Origin of the sequence: Gilliamella sp. BG7, assembly GCF_046635565.1 — a bacterium.
GTDB classification, from domain to species: domain Bacteria; phylum Pseudomonadota; class Gammaproteobacteria; order Enterobacterales; family Orbaceae; genus Gilliamella; species Gilliamella apicola_P.
Genome location: NZ_JBIDFB010000010.1, coordinates 1 through 15,516, shown reverse-complemented (window position 1 = coordinate 15,516; position 15,516 = coordinate 1). Strand labels below are relative to the sequence as shown.

The following is a 15,516-nucleotide window of genomic DNA, read 5'->3' as shown; positions in this document are numbered from 1 at the left end:
TTTAAATTGCTAAATATTTGCTGATTATGCCACATCTCAATTCAAAGTTCGTGTCACTCTTTTCGGCTTTCCCATTCGTTTGTGGGCTGGCGGGTTTGGTGAATTTTTGATTAATACGATGGTTATTACACGTTTTAACAAATAAGTGTTCGCTGGTACCTTGATATTCACGTCCATTATCGGAATAAATACATTCAATGATATAAGGACATTGGACTAACACATCGTTTTGTAAAAACTGTGCCGAGCTAAATTGGGATTTATCAGGGTAAATACCCGCATAAAGCTCACGTGAAAAATCATCAATGCCGACAAATAAATATTCTCTAGTTTTTTGTTTTGTTTAATTTTAAGTAAAGGTAAACGTTTGGTATCAACGTGTAGAATTTCACGCGGATAGGTTTTGTTATAGCATTTAGCTTGCCGCCTTAATTTATCTTCAATCGATTTTTCGACTTTAACCAGACGTTTAATACCATAACAAATAGTTTTATAACATTCATTTTTACTGGTTAAAGGCACAAAAAGCTTCATTCGGGCTTTCTTTAGTACATTATAAATCGTAGGCCGACTGACCATAAAGCGTTTAGCCAAAATCAGTGACGGTGATTTTTCTTTATGATTTATCTGTTTGTGATACAGCATTATGTCTATGCATTTCAATCGTTTTTCAAATTACGGTAAACAACGCAAGTCATTCCTACAAATACTTAATGTGCTGTCACTTAACACATTTTAACCAGCAGCGTTCAACTGCTGGTAATAAATTGTACGTTCTTGCTAATTCAAAATAACGCCTTAATCTTTCATATTATAATTTACCTGCACTACCGCAAATACGAATTTTATCTTCAACAATTTTTTTCATGGCGGCTTTTGCTGGCTGCATATAGTGCCTTGGATCGTTGACGTCAGGATGGAGTTTAAAATCTTGTTTTAAAGCATCTGAAAAGGCAATTTTTAATTCAGTTGCCACATTTACTTTGCAAATACCCAATGAAATCGATTTTTTTACCATCGCCTCAGGTATACCCGATGCACCATGTAACACTAGTGGAATATCAACTTTATTTCGAATTTTGGCTAATCGTTCAAAATCGAGTTTAGGCTCACCTTTGTACATACCATGAGCTGAACCAATAGCTACCGCAAGTGAATCTATTCCTGTGCGTTCGACATACTCTTTTGCCGCATTGGGATCTGTAAAAGCACTATCTTTGTTATCGACAATAAGATCGTCTTCTTGCCCACCAAGCCGCCCTAATTCGGCTTCAACACTAGCATTATATTTATGACTAAAAGCAACCATTTTACTAACTATGTCAATGTTTTCCTCAAAGGGGTGATGCGAGGCATCAATCATAATCGAGCGAATTCCTGCCCCTATTTTTGTTTGAATATCACTGATATTTTCATGATGATCCAAATGTAACACAAAAGGAAAATGGTGAATGCTTGCTGCTGTTTCACAAATACCGATTAAATACTGTATTCCTGCGTAACTATAAGTTGCTGGCGTTGCTGCAAGTATCACGGGGGATTGCATCTGTTTAGCGGTATCAATAACAACTTGAATAGTTTCAAGGTTGTGTATATTAAATGCGGGCACAGCATAACATTCACGTTGAGCTTTTTTTAACATCTCCTGACTAGAAATAAGATACATAATTTAATCCTCATTAATCTATTATTTTGCAACGATTTTTTTCACTTTAACGTATTGATAATACTTGTCATAATTATCCATATTGACAAAACCAGTTTGCGATTCCATTGCATTTAGCATTCCCATAGTCATCGCACGTTTAAACATTACATCTACAGTTTCATTTTCATGGATACTAATAGCAAGCCCAGCTAACGTAACATCCCCCGATCCAACAGGATTCACCACATTAATTTTAGGAATTGAAACTTGGTAATAGTTGTGATGGCAACGAGCAAAAGCGCCATTTTTACCTAATGAGATGATGATAAAAGCAATATCATTCAGTAAAGGATGATTGACGGCTTTAACTAATGAAGTTACATCATTTGGATCGATATCCATTTGAATAATCTGCTGTAGTTCATCTTTATTCGGTTTGATTAAAAAAGGTTTATTTTTAGAAACGAGCGTTTCTAATAACATTTTACCTGATGAGTCTAGCAATACTGGGATCTGATACTTATTTGCTTTTTCAATTAATTGAGTATAAAAACCGACTGGAAATCCTTGTGGCAATGACCCTGAAATAACAATAACCTGCGCTTGGTTAAGCAAATTCTGGTAGTGTTCCAAAAAAACATTGACATCATGATTATCTAATACTGGGCCTGACTCTAGGATTTCAGTTTGATTTCCCTCATGTAAAATGGCAATGCAGTTTCTTGATTCATGTTGGGTGATATAAAAGTTGTAATTAATATTATCTTTATCTAATTGTTTTTGAATATACTCACCCGTTGTTCCACCAATAATGCCTGATGCAAGAACGGGAATACCTGAATATTTAATGCCTCGAGTTACATTAAGACCTTTACCTCCTGCGGTTTTTTTTACCTCTGAGACTCGATTAATATCATTAATCGCTAATTTATTTAATGGATAAGATATATCCACCGAAGGGTTCATCGTAATTGTTAATATCATATTCTCACCTACGCATTGATATCGTTGGGAGAAATAACAAGCTTAAATGATCACTATCATTAAATCGGCTTGGCTAGAAGCAAAAACTTTTATCGTTTAGGATATTCAACCTAAACGAGTAATGGTGTTTAATATTTATGACCAATTAAGATATAAAAAAACATACGAGTGTAAGCGCAAATATTAAACCGTTATTAATTTAATACCCTTTGCCACAAATTCTTGTTTACAGCTACTGTCAACATCAATATCGGTAATAATGGTATTGAGTTGGTTAAGTGGTAACACAACATTAATCCCATTACGACCAAATTTTGATGAATCGAGTACGGCAATCACATTCTTAGCGGCATTAGCCATAATACTGCTGATAGTGTAACCTTCGTTAAACGTTGTTATTCCTCTTTTGGCATCAATTCCATCTGCACCAACAAACAAAATATCAGCAGAGATGCCAGTTAACGATTGCTCAGCAATTTTTCCATGAAAAGAACGCGTTTTATGTCTAAGTGTACCACCACACATAAATAGCATAATGTCACTATTGTCTGATAATATAAATGCAGAAGTAAGACTATTGGTAATCACAGTAATATGCTTCAATTTTACGAGTTCTTCAGCTATCAACATGGTAGTACTACCACTATCTAAAATAATAGTGTCACCTTCTTTAACATGTTTAACCGCTTCAATTGCAATACGTTTTTTAGCTTCTATAAATCGCTGATAACGTTCTTCTAATTGCAGCTCTTTAAATGATTTTAAGTCACCGTTATTCATGATTCTGGTTGCTCCGCCATGAAATCGTGTTAGCACTCCTTGTTTTTCTAGCAATCTCAGATCGGTTCTGGTTGTGACCTCAGAAACATTGAACTGTTCCGACAAATCAGAAACTAACACAGTTCCTTTCATATTAAGAAGTTCTACTATCTGTTGGCGTCTTTCACTTGCATTCATAATATTTCCTTTTTCGAAAATTTTTTAGCAGTGTATAACAAACAGAAACAAAAGATAAGATTTCATTTTCAATCGCTGACTTAAATCAAAATAATTACATGCAATTTAATAAAATTTTGCCATTCATAGGACGACCATTTAAGGCAGTCACTTGTTTAATAAATGAATCAAAGTCCTCTATGCCAGCAATCAGCTCATCAAGTTTAATTTTTCCATCCATAAAGTACTGACTCACTAATTGCCACTCTTTACCTGGCCATGGCGCTGAATAGTTCATCCAACTGCCTAAAATTTGTAACTCTTTTCGTAAAATCAGTCCAAATGTTTTTTCTGGAATTGTAATATCATGATGAAATGTACCCACTAAGGCTACCTTCGCTCTAGAGCCTGCAATTTCAATGGCTAAGTTGACCGTAACGTGTGAACCCGCCGTTTCTAATACAATTTGATTAAAACGAGATGAAGATAAAGCTTGGTAAATCGCGTCGGTGCTAAGATCTTGAGAATGATATACCGCATCAGCGCCTAGTTGTTTGGCTAGATCGAGGCGGTGCTGGTTAATATCAAGCACCGCAACTGATTTTGCCCCCATTGCCTTGGCACATTGCATAGCAAGTAATCCGATTGTACCACCGCCAACGATGACAACATTTTTGCCCTCACATCCATCAGCCAATAACAAAGCATGCATTCCAACAGTCATTGGTTCAAAAAATGCACCTTCAAGCGGGCTGATACCTTTAGGTAATTTAAACGCATTTTTCTTATCTAACACAATATACTCAGCAAAACCGCCTGTTATCCTTGAACCAACAAAAGTATAATTCTTACAAAGTGAATAATAATGATTTTGGCATTCATCACATTTAAAACATGGTAACAATGGCACGCAAGATATTAAATCATCAATCTCAAATTCAGTCACACCACACCCAATTTCAACAACTGTACCACTAAATTCATGTCCCAATGTAATGGGATAAAAATGAGCACTATGGTGAAATATACGCGGAATATCTGAACCACATAAACCACAATAAGCAACTTTTACTAAGATTTGATCTGGAGATGTTATTTTGGGTATTTCTATATTTTGTATAGATAAAGCTCCCCCTTCATTGACAACAACCGCTTTCATGTTATTTTCCTTTATTGGTAAACAAATTACGTTGATGTATTGCTTTCACTCGTTACTGAGTAAAAGCTTTTTGATTGATTTTGGTGATGACTGTTTTGGGATTATTTTATTACTCCATCTTCTTGATCTAATGGTTAATTTTTCATAAATAACTGGTATTTTGGGCACGTCTCCATGTCAAAAATAAGCAGAAAAGGTAAAACAATCCAATAAGGGCAAAACCAATAGGTTGTTTCAAGTTGACCAACTGAACCATAAGATAAGTTATGGGTGACCCACCTTGATCCATTGCACCAACTGAAACGCCATTATTCGTAGTCATCGTGCCTGCATTAATGGCTAGTTGAGTAGTCAATGGAACCATTTGGGTGGCAAGCCAAAGCGTAATGGCGATAATGATAGAACCAGAAATAATGATTCTAAACAAGTTACCTTGATGAATCGCTACCCCCATTGCGATAAAAAAGCCAATAGTTGCCAGATCACCAAAAGGTAAAACTTCATTACCAGGTAGGATGATGGCGATAAAAATACTTAATGGAATAAAAATTAAACTCGCCGATACTACCGTTGAATGCCCTAATAACAATGCTGGATCTAAACCAATAAGAAAATCTTGCCCACCAAATTTTGATTGCAAATGTTTACGAGCTTGTTTAGAGATCGGTGTTAATCCATCCATAATAGGTTTAATTACGCGTGGCATTAATAACATTACCGCTGCAGTTTGAATCGCTAGTTGTAGCGTTTCTTTCACACCATACCCTGCTAATAAACCTAATATGATGCCCATGAGTAAGCCAACGGTAACAGGCTCACCAAACGCACCAAACCGCTTTTGCATATCAACAGCATTAAAATTAATCTTATTAATGCCTGGGATTTTTTCAATGACAGCGTCAACAAAAACAGCAATTGGACCACAATATGCAGACGTACCATGAGGAACCGCAATACCGTCAAACTCAAAAAAATCTTTGGTATCTTTGGCAAACCAATCACCCAGTTTATAAGCAATAATGGCATGAACAATAACCCCTACAATACCAAGCCAGTAAGAGCCTGTTGCAATGTAAACAAGCGCACCAGTAAATGTCATGTGCCATATATTCCAAATATCAACATTAACAACCCTAGTTAATCTTAAAACTAACATAATAATATTTACTGCAATAGCGATGGGAATGGCTACTAAAGCAATTTGTGAAGCCCAAGTCATAGGCGCTGCACCAGGCCAACCAACATCGATAACATTTAGACTAATATCAAATCTTTCAGCCATCGCTTGAGCAGCAGGCCCAACAGAACTGGTTAACAAACCAACAACTAGTCCTATACCAACAAACCCTATTCCTATATGAATTCCAGCTTTTAGTGCATCACCCAACTTCATTCTTAAAGCTAATGAAAACAAGATAATCATAATGGGTAGCATCACCGATGGACCAAGATCGAGAATGTACTGCATAATTTCAGTAAACATAGATTTATCCTTTTAAAATAGATAATATTTTTTCTTTTAGTTGATCAATACCAACCCCTGATACAAAAGGCATTCCATGAACAATTGGAATATCACCAAAATTCTGATCTATTCTGGCTGTAGTACAGATCAAATCAACATCATCAATAAAAGTATTAATTTCATTAATGCGACATTGAATAAGATCAAATTGAATATTATTCTCGTTGCACAATTCTTTTATTTCTTCAGCAGCCAAAGTGGAGGTTGCAACAGCACCACCACAAGCAACAATAATCTTCTTTTTCATAATGCCTCCTGAAACTTATTGATTAAATATCACGTTATTAAAATGACCCACAATTTCATTTTGCGGAGCGTTTAATAAAAATTGATAGAAGTCTTTATTTTGTAAATTTGAAAAAAGCGCTTTTAATAACTCAATTTGATCTTCTGGTGAAGTCACAACAAGTGAAATAATTAATGAAATATCAATATTGCTATCATCATCAGCTCGATTAAAAGCAACTGGGGATTGAGTGCGAATAATAAAGATTGCAGGAGTATTTGCATGCTTTGCTTCACAATGAGGAATAGCCACAGCATAACCATCGAAAGCAATACCCGTTGGGAATAATGCTTCCCTTTCGATTAAGGCTTTTAAATGACTTTTTTTAACAATGCCCTTTTGTTGTAATTGCTCACTAATATAAGTTAATGCTTCTAATTCATTATCAAATTTAAGATTGTTTTCGAAAAAAAGCTGAAATTTATTCATATTTATTCTCCACTATTTTTTATAGTTTACTTTTCGAATTTAACTTTCGAAAACAAAATAATAACGAAAGATTATTTACTTTCGAATTAAAAAGCAAATAAGATTTTATATATTTGTGATCGGAATCTAATTTTCAATAATAAAGATTAACCAATAGGTAACTTACTATTAATTGAAGAATTAAAAGTAAAACCCGATCCAGATCACAAAAAAAATTTTTTTATATTGCAAATAGGGGTTAACATGTCAAAATGTTACCCGTAACTAGTTGGATGTACGAAGGATAAATAATGACTAAAAAAAACAAACAAGTTTTTGTATTAATGGGAGTATCAGGATGTGGTAAATCAGCAGTTGCCAAACAAGTTGCTTACAATCTAGATGCTGCTTTTTTAGATGGCGATTTTCTACATCCAAAAGCTAATATTTTAAAAATGCGGAGCGGTACGCCATTAAACGATGAAGATCGAATGCCTTGGCTTAGCTTAATAAGTAATGCGGCATTTGCTATGAGTAATGTTAACGATGTCTCAATTATTATCTGCTCGGCATTAAAACGAAAATATCGAGATATTATTCGCGGTGAAAATGAAAATGTACATTTTATTTATTTGAAAGGAAGTTTCGATGTAATCGCAGAAAGGTTAGCTAAACGTAAAGGACACTACCAAAAGACAGGTATGCTTCAATCGCAATTTGATACTCTAGAAGAACCAACTACCGATGAAAAAGATGTCTACAATATTAATATTGAACAACCACTAAGAAAGGTTGTGCAAGATGCTGAACAAGTAATACGCACAATATGTCATTGTTAAAAAATAGAAAAAATAAACGAGGTCAATGTGAATCCGACTATTCAGGCTATAACTCAACGAATTATTGAGCGTTCTAGGGTATCTCGTACCACTTATCTGCAAAAAATAGAACGTGCTATGCATAATAAAGTAACTCGATCTAGTTTACCATGTAGTAATTTAGCTCATGGTTTTGCGGCTTGTTGTACCAATGATAAGAAAGATCTAAAAAATATCTTAAAAAGTAATATAGGGATTATTAGTTCTTATAATGATATGTTATCAGCCCATAAACCGTATGAGTTTTATCCTGAACAAATCCGAAAAGCACTTCACAAAATTGGTGCTGTTGGGCAAATGGCTAGCGGAGTACCAGCTATGTGCGACGGTGTAACTCAAGGAGAACCTGGAATGGAGCTGTCATTAACAAGCCGTGATGTGATTGCGATGTCGGTTGCTGTCGGACTTTCGCATAATATGTTTGATGGTGCTCTATATCTTGGAATATGCGATAAAATTGTACCAGGTTTATTTATTGGCGCATTAACGTTTGGTCACTTACCTGCTATTTTTGTACCTGCAGGACCAATGCCATCAGGCTTATCCAATAAAGAAAAGGTGCGTATCCGACAGCTTTACTCGGAAGGTAAAGCTTCACGTGAAGATTTACTTGAATCAGAATCGGCATCTTATCACACTAGTGGTACTTGTACTTTTTATGGTACAGCAAATACTAATCAAATGGTTATTGAATTAATGGGACTACATTTGCCTGGAGCAGCTTTTGTTCATCCTGAAACGGCACTACGTTTTGAATTAACTAATGCTGCTGCTAAACAAATTACCCGAATAACCAACCAATCAGGCAACTATATGCCTATTGGTAAAATGGTAGATGAAAAGGTGATTGTCAATGGTCTAGTTGCACTACTCGCAACTGGTGGTTCAACTAATTTAACCATGCATATTGTGGCGATGGCTAAAGCAGCCGGCATAATTATTAATTGGGATGATATTTCAGACCTATCAACGGCAGTACCACTACTTTGCCGAATTTACCCGAATGGTCCAGCCGATATAAACTACTTTCAAGCAGCTGGAGGTACATCTTTGTTGGTTCGCGAACTATTATATGGTGGTTTATTACATGAAGATGTTGAAACTGTAGTAGGGCGTGGACTTAGTCGTTATACTCAAGAACCTATTTTAGAAAATGGCAAACTCACTTTCCGTGAAGGTCCAACAAAATCATTAGATGACAGCGTCATTGCATCAATCAAAAAACCATTTAATTCTCATGGTGGATTAAAAGTGATGTCAGGAAATCTTGGTCGTGCAATTATGAAAACATCAGCCGTTGCACCTGAACATCAAATTATTGAAGCACCAGCAGTCATCTTTAATAGCCAATATGATTTAGATGCTGAATATAAAGCTGGCAAACTAGATAAAGACTGCGTAGTTGTTGTCCGTTATCAAGGACCAAAAGCAATTGGCATGCCAGAATTGCACAAACTAATAACACCGCTAGGTGTTCTGCAAGATAAAGGTTACAAAGTTGCGTTATTAACTGATGGTCGATTATCGGGGGCTTCAGGCAAAGTTCCTGCTGCTATTCATGTCACACCAGAAGCTTATGATGGCGGTTTACTAAGTAAAGTTCAAGAAGGCGACATGATCCGTGTTAATGGTCAAACTGGCGAAATAACATTATTAGTAGACGAAGCAGAATTAGCCAAACGTGAACCTTATTCTTTCGACTTAACGGATTCACATCTAGGTTATGGGCGTGAACTATTTACCGTTATCCGAGAAAATTTAACTTCCGCAGAAGAAGGCGCCGTTAGTTTTTAATTCATTTATTCTGCCGCAAATCAGCGGCAGCTCCCCCCCCAAATTATACTGAAACACCCCTATTTTCTGAAAGTTTTTAACAAAAACTCTCTGTAAACTTGTCATTTAAAATAAATATAAAAAATAATATAAACTATTTCTTGATAAAATTATCCACCAATAGATTTACTACATCGCCCATTTTCCCTTGCAAAGAAGCTTTTACACTGTAAAGCGCCATCCCCATAACCTGCGATGCTTGAATTTCAGGCGGCATAACTAATTCATTAGAGCTGGTTTTAACATCTAATAATGCAGGACCTTGATGTGATAAAAATGATTGCATTGCTTCATCAAGAGAATCAGAATTATCGACTCTTATCGCAAATAATCCCATCGACTCAGCAACTTTTGCAAAATTAGGATTCTGTAAATCGGTATAGTGATCAACTAAACCTTCTGATTTTTGTTCCAATTCAACAAAATTAAGTGAACTATTATTAAGCACAATAATTTTAATTGGCAAATTTTCTTGAATTGTAGTTAACAAATCGCCTAATAACATACTAATACCACCATCACCTGATAAAGTAATTACCTGACGATTAGGAAATGCTTTTTGCACACCTAACGCTTGCGGCATTGCATTTGCCATTGTGCCATGTTTCAAACTAATTACCGTACGTCTTTTTCCATTGGTATTAAAATGCCTACAAGCCCAAACCATAGCTGAGCCAACATCAGCACAAAGCACAGCATCTTGTGTCGCATATTTATCAACAAGCTCGGTTAAATATTGAGGATGAATCATTGTTTGAGAAGGTACAGCTTTCTTATTCAATTTATCCATTGCTTTTATATACAATTGGCGACATTTTTCTAAAAACTTAGAATCTTGTTTTTTATCAACTAAAGGAATTAAAGCAGCTAACGTTGGCTTACTACTACCAACAACCCCCACACTCACTGGATGACGCCGTCCAAGATGAGTTGCATCAATATCAACTTGAATAATAATCGCTTTATCAGGATAAAATTGTGACCACGCAAAATCAGCACCTAACATAATTAACACATCACACTCTTTAATCGCTGTTGTTCCTGACTCCATACCAAACATACCAGTCATACCAACGTTATAAAGATTATCATACTCAACAAAATCTTTACCCCTTGATGTATGCACAATAGGTGATTTTAATTTTTCAGCAAAGGCAATAAGCTCATCGTGAGCCTCACACACTCCTTGCCCAGCAAAGATAGCTATTTTATGATTATTATTAAGTATTTCTGCGATTTGGTTCAGTTCTTCATTTGACGGACGAATAATAGGTTTAGGGTGATAAATCTTATGCCCACTATTATCTTCAACCTTAATTAAACTAATATTATAAGGTATCACTAAAACAGCTACACCTCGTTGATTAATTGCAGTTTGAACTGCTGCGGTTGTTATTTGTCTTGCTTGGGTTGGATCATTAATTTGCTGACAAAATACAGAACAATTTTTATAAATAGATTCAAAATCAACTTCTTGCGGAAAATCGGTACCTTGTTGCGAAGTCACCAATTGGCTTGCCAATAAAACAACAGGTACTTTATTACGGTGTGCTTCATAAATACCGTTAATAAAATGCAAACTTCCTGGACCACAAGATCCAGCACAAGCTGTAATTTGGTCTGTTAAATAAGCTTCTGCCCCTGCGGCAAAAGCACCGACTTCCTCATGACGAACGTGTACCCATTCAATATTACTTTTTTTAATAGAAGAAGTAATATGATTTAAAGTATCCCCAACAATACCATAACAATGCTTAACACCTGCTTCAGACAAAACATCAACTATAATTTGTGCAACAGATTTTTTTGATGACATATTCTCTCCTAAAGAGTTAACGATTAAATAGGTTTAGTTGCTTAAATTACACCTACTTTTCGATAATGCGAATAGGTCATAAAGAAAACAGCAAAAAATGTTAAAAAATGTAAAATAATGTTAAAGAAAATTAACAACAAAGTAATTATAGTCATATAAACTTCATTTAGAGATATTCCCTATTACAATAAATCAAGGTATTATGTACAAAATGTAATCTGTATCATAGAGCTACTTTTTGTGGAACATTTGTCATCTGAGGATAGTTTAGTATCATCAATCGCTAAATTCTTACCTAACTATTTTATTGAATATTACCCACTTATTACTGTCTGCATATTATTATTAATAGCAATTTTAATGTTTTCGTTCAGCAAATTAAGAATGGACATTATTGCATTGCTCACAATCGCGGCAATCACCATCACAGGCGTATTAACACCAGCTGAAGCCCTCGCTGGATTTAGCGATCCTAATATTATCTTAATTGCCCTTCTATTTATTATTGGTGAAAGCTTGGTTAGAACAGGTATTTCATACAAAATGAGCGAATACATATTAAAAGTCGCAGGCAAAAACGATATTCGCATTATCACCTGTATCATGTTAGGCGTTGCTTTGCTTGGCTCAGTGATGAGCTCAACTGGCGTAGTTGCAATTTTTATACCCGTTGCCATTAGCATTGCTAACCATACCGGTATTCATGTAAAAAAATTAATGATGCCACTTTGTATTGCGGCATTAATAAGTGGCATGATGACACTGGTTGCCACCGCACCAAACCTTGTGGTAAACAGTGAATTAAACCGTGCCGCTTTGACTGAATTCAGTTTTTTCTCGATCACCCCAATTGGTATTGGTGTTTTAATTGTCGGGGTTATATATTGCATATTAACACGCAATTGGTTACTCACAGCAGAACAAGTTACCCCAACTAATACCCAACCACAAAGACGAAAAATCACCGATTTAATTCGAGACTATAAATTAATTGGCCGAGCCCATCGAGCACAAATACTAGCTGGCTCACCTTTTGTTGGGCGCACAATTGATGGCTTACATTTGCGTAGTGAACATGGTGTAAATGTTATTGGTATTGAACGTTGGCGCAAATTCCACAAAGTACTAATCCCCGTTAATGGCTCAACCGAATTTCGTGAAAATGATATTTTATTACTCGATATGTCACACTCCGAAGCCGATTATCGAACCTTTTTAAACACCAACAACCTTGAACCGAAAGTATTACGAGGTGAATATTTTTCAGAACAGGTTAAACAAGTCGGCATGGCCGAAGTTGCCCTGCTCCCAGAATCGACACTGTGTGGAAAAACACTTAATGAAATTGATTTTAGAGGAAAATATTTCCTGACTGTAATTGGTATTTGGCGTAATCATGCACCGGTTGAAACAAACAACTTATTCCAAGAACGTTTAGAAATGAGTGATACATTATTAGTTTGTGGTGACTGGGGTTCGATCCAAAAACTACAAACTCGAACCAATGACTTTGTTGTATTAGACTTTCCGGCAGATATCGACGACATTGCACCAGCAAGCTCACAAGCACCAGCGGCTTTAATTAACCTAGCCATTATGATTATTTTAATGGTGACAGGTATTGTGCCTAATGTGGTTGCGGCATTAGTCGCCTGCTTACTGATGGGGGCAACACGATGCATTGACATGGCCAATGCCTATAAATCCATACATTGGCCAACCTTAATTCTAATTATAGGTATGATGCCTTTTGCACTAGCACTCAATAAAACGGGGGGGATTTCGCTCATATCAGCTTGGCTTGAAGTCCACTTACGCTCTTTCGGCCCATACATGGTGTTAACATTTGTTTTCTTATTATGCTCAACAATTGGATTATTTATATCCAATACTGCAACAGCAATTTTAATTGCGCCAATCGCTATTGATTTAGGACTAAAATTTGGTTATTCACCTTATCCATTTGCCATGACGGTGGCAATTGCCACATCAGCGTCATTTATTACGCCCGTATCCTCACCGATTAAAACCATGGTGGTAGCACCAGGAGGATACAACTTTGGCGATTTTGTCAAAATTGGCGTACCGTTAACTTTTTTAGTAATGGCGGTGGATATTGCTTTAGTGCCAATATTTTTCCCTTTTTAAAAACTAGCACTCTTTTATTTTTCATTAAATAATGATAAAGCAAAAAATATAATTAGATTAATATGATATTTTTAGGGTTTCACGTAACCTTAGCCTAACTTTTTTCTTTCTAAGTTTTGCTGGGCAAGTTAATATGGTATAGAACATTTGGCGGAAAGATTAATAAGCCTTTGATGTACAGGGAAATACATTCCAATACTTTCCACTAAATACTAATTAGCGAAACGAGAGGATTTTACACCCCCTCTCACACTCTGAAATTATCATGGTAAGTATTTTTCATCAAAATGACAAAGCATCCTAACCTAACTAAACCCTAAATAGCCTTTTAGAAAGGCTAAATGTTATAATTATTTTATTAATGCTTTGTTTTATTAAAAATAACCTTCCATATCACAAATCAAAGCGCACCAACAACACGATGTGGCGTGTATTGTTCTTCTAAATATGCAATATCGTCCTTTAATAAAGATACTTTAAGCGAACCAACAGCATCATCGAGATATTTGGTTTTAGTTGCACCAATAATTGGTGAAGTGACTCCTTTAGCAAATTGCCAAGCTAATGCTATTTGTGTCATAGTCACACCGTATTTCTCCGAAAGTTGATGGACTCTTTGTACAATATTGGCATCCAATTTTTGCGTACCATCATATTTGGCAATAGAGGTCTGATCAGTTTTACTGCGTAGTGTATCGGTTTGCCACTCTAAACGAGCAAGTCTACCAGCAGCCAAAGGACTATATGGGGTTAGTGAAACATTGAATTGATGGCAGATAGGAATTAATTCACGCTCATCCTCACGATACAGTAGGTTATAGTGATTTTGCATAGAAATAAAAGGCGTCCAACCATTTTGCTTTGCCACAAGTTGCATGTTATAAAATTGGTATCCATACATAGCCGAAGCTCCTAAAGCTCTGACTTTTCCTGCCTTGACAAGATTGTGTAAAGCTTGCATTGTTTCTTCCATTGGTGTTGTATAGTCAAAGCGATGAATGATGTATAAATCGACATAGTCAGTGCCAAGTCGTTTAAGCGATCCATCGATTTCCCTTTCAATTGCGGATTTTGATAGGTGTCCTTCGTTAAAATAGACTTTCGTTGCCAATATGACTTTGTCGCGAGCGATATTTTTTTTGATTGCTCGTCCTAAATATTCTTCGCTTGTACCGGCAGAATAAGTGTTGGCAGTGTCAATAAAATTAATTCCTAAATCTAGTGCATGTTTAATAATTGTTTCGCTTTGATCGGGATTAAGTGTCCATGCATGCATTTTACTGGCAGGATCACCAAAACTCATACATCCTAAACAAAGACGAGACACTTTAATATCAGAGTTGCCAAGTTGTAAATATTCCATAAAATCCTCCCTTGTAAAAATTAATTTGAATAAATTTTATCCATCTAACAATAAGCGAATAATATATTTTCGATAAATTATTCTAACCCTTATATTTATTGAAATAAATAAGTTTCTAATTGATAGTATCATGAATTAAATTCACTAATAACAACCTTATGTATAACTGTAAATAGTGAAATTTATTTTTAATATCAATGAAGTACTAAAAACATGCTAGATAAATTAGTAAAAGTATTAATAGACATTTAGAATAATTGGCTAAAGGCTTTCTTTTAACGGAAATATGTTCGAGGCTTGACGTTTTATAATGCTGTAGAAAATATAAGGTTACTGCGGTTAGTTAACTTTAAGTATATATGAAATTATTGATTAAAAAATAAAAAAGGCACACCTAAATGCACCTTTTTTACTGATTATAAAGAGCATCAATAGTTGCTCTTTATTACGGTAAGTTTGATTACTTAATAACTTTAGCAACAACACCTGCACCAACAGTACGACCACCTTCACGAATCGCAAAACGTAAACC

At 35.5% G+C, this 15,516-nt stretch carries 13 protein-coding genes and 1 pseudogene; 3 read left to right on the top strand and 11 right to left on the bottom strand.

The window, feature by feature from the left end; all coding sequences use genetic code 11:
• Positions 1–216 precede the first annotated feature (216 nt).
• The 8 genes from ACGH49_RS07585 to gatA all read right to left on the bottom strand — a co-directional run bounded on the left by ACGH49_RS07585 (position 217) and on the right by gatA (position 6,967).
• Entirely contained in the window at positions 217–579 is a 363-nt protein-coding gene (locus ACGH49_RS07585) for a hypothetical protein (protein ID WP_411588905.1), read from the bottom strand.
• A gap of 232 nt (positions 580–811) precedes the next feature.
• The gene (locus tag ACGH49_RS07580) at positions 812–1,666 is read right to left on the bottom strand and encodes a tagatose bisphosphate family class II aldolase (RefSeq protein ID WP_411588904.1); all 855 of its coding nucleotides are present in this window, start codon (positions 1,664–1,666) and stop codon (positions 812–814) included.
• Between the two features lie 21 nt (positions 1,667–1,687).
• A complete protein-coding gene (locus ACGH49_RS07575; RefSeq protein ID WP_411588903.1) occupies positions 1,688–2,632 on the bottom strand; it encodes a hexose kinase in 945 nt (314 codons plus the stop codon).
• A 183-nt stretch (positions 2,633–2,815) separates the two neighbouring features.
• On the bottom strand, positions 2,816–3,589 hold the full coding sequence (locus ACGH49_RS07570) for a DeoR/GlpR family DNA-binding transcription regulator (RefSeq protein ID WP_296206846.1): 774 nt from the start codon (positions 3,587–3,589) through the stop codon (positions 2,816–2,818).
• A 94-nt stretch (positions 3,590–3,683) separates the two neighbouring features.
• A complete protein-coding gene (locus tag ACGH49_RS07565; RefSeq protein ID WP_296206848.1) occupies positions 3,684–4,727 on the bottom strand; it encodes an alcohol dehydrogenase catalytic domain-containing protein in 1,044 nt (347 codons plus the stop codon).
• A gap of 142 nt (positions 4,728–4,869) precedes the next feature.
• Entirely contained in the window at positions 4,870–6,210 is a 1,341-nt protein-coding gene (locus ACGH49_RS07560) for a PTS galactitol transporter subunit IIC (RefSeq protein ID WP_296206850.1), read from the bottom strand.
• Positions 6,211–6,214: 4 nt separating this feature from the next.
• Positions 6,215–6,499, bottom strand: a complete 285-nt coding sequence (gatB, locus tag ACGH49_RS07555; RefSeq protein WP_296206852.1) for a PTS galactitol transporter subunit IIB — start codon at positions 6,497–6,499, stop codon at positions 6,215–6,217.
• Positions 6,500–6,514: 15 nt separating this feature from the next.
• A complete protein-coding gene (gene gatA / locus ACGH49_RS07550) occupies positions 6,515–6,967 on the bottom strand; it encodes a PTS galactitol transporter subunit IIA (RefSeq protein ID WP_296206854.1) in 453 nt (150 codons plus the stop codon).
• Positions 6,968–7,257: 290 nt separating this feature from the next.
• On the opposite strand from gatA, the gene ACGH49_RS07545 reads away from it, so the two are divergent.
• The gene (locus tag ACGH49_RS07545; RefSeq protein ID WP_411588902.1) at positions 7,258–7,785 is read left to right on the top strand and encodes a gluconokinase, GntK/IdnK-type; all 528 of its coding nucleotides are present in this window, start codon (positions 7,258–7,260) and stop codon (positions 7,783–7,785) included.
• 27 nt (positions 7,786–7,812) lie between these two features.
• Positions 7,813–9,618, top strand: coding sequence for a phosphogluconate dehydratase (edd, locus tag ACGH49_RS07540; protein ID WP_411588901.1), 1,806 nt, complete (start codon positions 7,813–7,815; stop codon positions 9,616–9,618).
• A 133-nt stretch (positions 9,619–9,751) separates the two neighbouring features.
• Here edd and ACGH49_RS07535 read toward each other — a convergent pair whose 3' ends face one another.
• Positions 9,752–11,473, bottom strand: coding sequence for a thiamine pyrophosphate-dependent enzyme (locus ACGH49_RS07535; RefSeq protein WP_411588900.1), 1,722 nt, complete (start codon positions 11,471–11,473; stop codon positions 9,752–9,754).
• 306 nt (positions 11,474–11,779) lie between these two features.
• On the opposite strand from ACGH49_RS07535, the gene ACGH49_RS07530 reads away from it, so the two are divergent.
• Positions 11,780–13,621: an SLC13 family permease gene (locus ACGH49_RS07530; protein ID WP_411588954.1), complete on the top strand. Its 1,842-nt coding sequence runs from the start codon at positions 11,780–11,782 to the stop codon at positions 13,619–13,621.
• Between the two features lie 400 nt (positions 13,622–14,021).
• Here ACGH49_RS07530 and ACGH49_RS07525 read toward each other — a convergent pair whose 3' ends face one another.
• Both ACGH49_RS07525 and ACGH49_RS07520 read right to left on the bottom strand, forming a co-directional pair.
• On the bottom strand, positions 14,022–14,984 hold the full coding sequence (locus tag ACGH49_RS07525; protein WP_411588899.1) for an aldo/keto reductase: 963 nt from the start codon (positions 14,982–14,984) through the stop codon (positions 14,022–14,024).
• A gap of 460 nt (positions 14,985–15,444) precedes the next feature.
• A pseudogene (locus tag ACGH49_RS07520) lies at positions 15,445–15,516 on the bottom strand (elongation factor Tu); the annotation flags it as partial.

What these genes read in the sequence shown, in the direction of transcription:
- ACGH49_RS07585 (WP_411588905.1), bottom strand. Translation starts at nt 579, where the DNA reads ATGGTCAGTCGGCCTACGATTTATAATGTACTAAAGAAAGCCCGAATG.
- ACGH49_RS07580 (WP_411588904.1), bottom strand. Translation starts at nt 1,666, where the DNA reads ATGTATCTTATTTCTAGTCAGGAGATGTTAAAAAAAGCTCAACGTGAA.
- ACGH49_RS07575 (WP_411588903.1), bottom strand. Translation starts at nt 2,632, where the DNA reads ATGATATTAACAATTACGATGAACCCTTCGGTGGATATATCTTATCCA.
- ACGH49_RS07570 (WP_296206846.1), bottom strand. Translation starts at nt 3,589, where the DNA reads ATGAATGCAAGTGAAAGACGCCAACAGATAGTAGAACTTCTTAATATG.
- ACGH49_RS07565 (WP_296206848.1), bottom strand. Translation starts at nt 4,727, where the DNA reads ATGAAAGCGGTTGTTGTCAATGAAGGGGGAGCTTTATCTATACAAAAT.
- ACGH49_RS07560 (WP_296206850.1), bottom strand. Translation starts at nt 6,210, where the DNA reads ATGTTTACTGAAATTATGCAGTACATTCTCGATCTTGGTCCATCGGTG.
- gatB (WP_296206852.1), bottom strand. Translation starts at nt 6,499, where the DNA reads ATGAAAAAGAAGATTATTGTTGCTTGTGGTGGTGCTGTTGCAACCTCC.
- gatA (WP_296206854.1), bottom strand. Translation starts at nt 6,967, where the DNA reads ATGAATAAATTTCAGCTTTTTTTCGAAAACAATCTTAAATTTGATAAT.
- ACGH49_RS07545 (WP_411588902.1), top strand. Translation starts at nt 7,258, where the DNA reads ATGACTAAAAAAAACAAACAAGTTTTTGTATTAATGGGAGTATCAGGA.
- ACGH49_RS07535 (WP_411588900.1), bottom strand. Translation starts at nt 11,473, where the DNA reads ATGTCATCAAAAAAATCTGTTGCACAAATTATAGTTGATGTTTTGTCT.
- ACGH49_RS07525 (WP_411588899.1), bottom strand. Translation starts at nt 14,984, where the DNA reads ATGGAATATTTACAACTTGGCAACTCTGATATTAAAGTGTCTCGTCTT.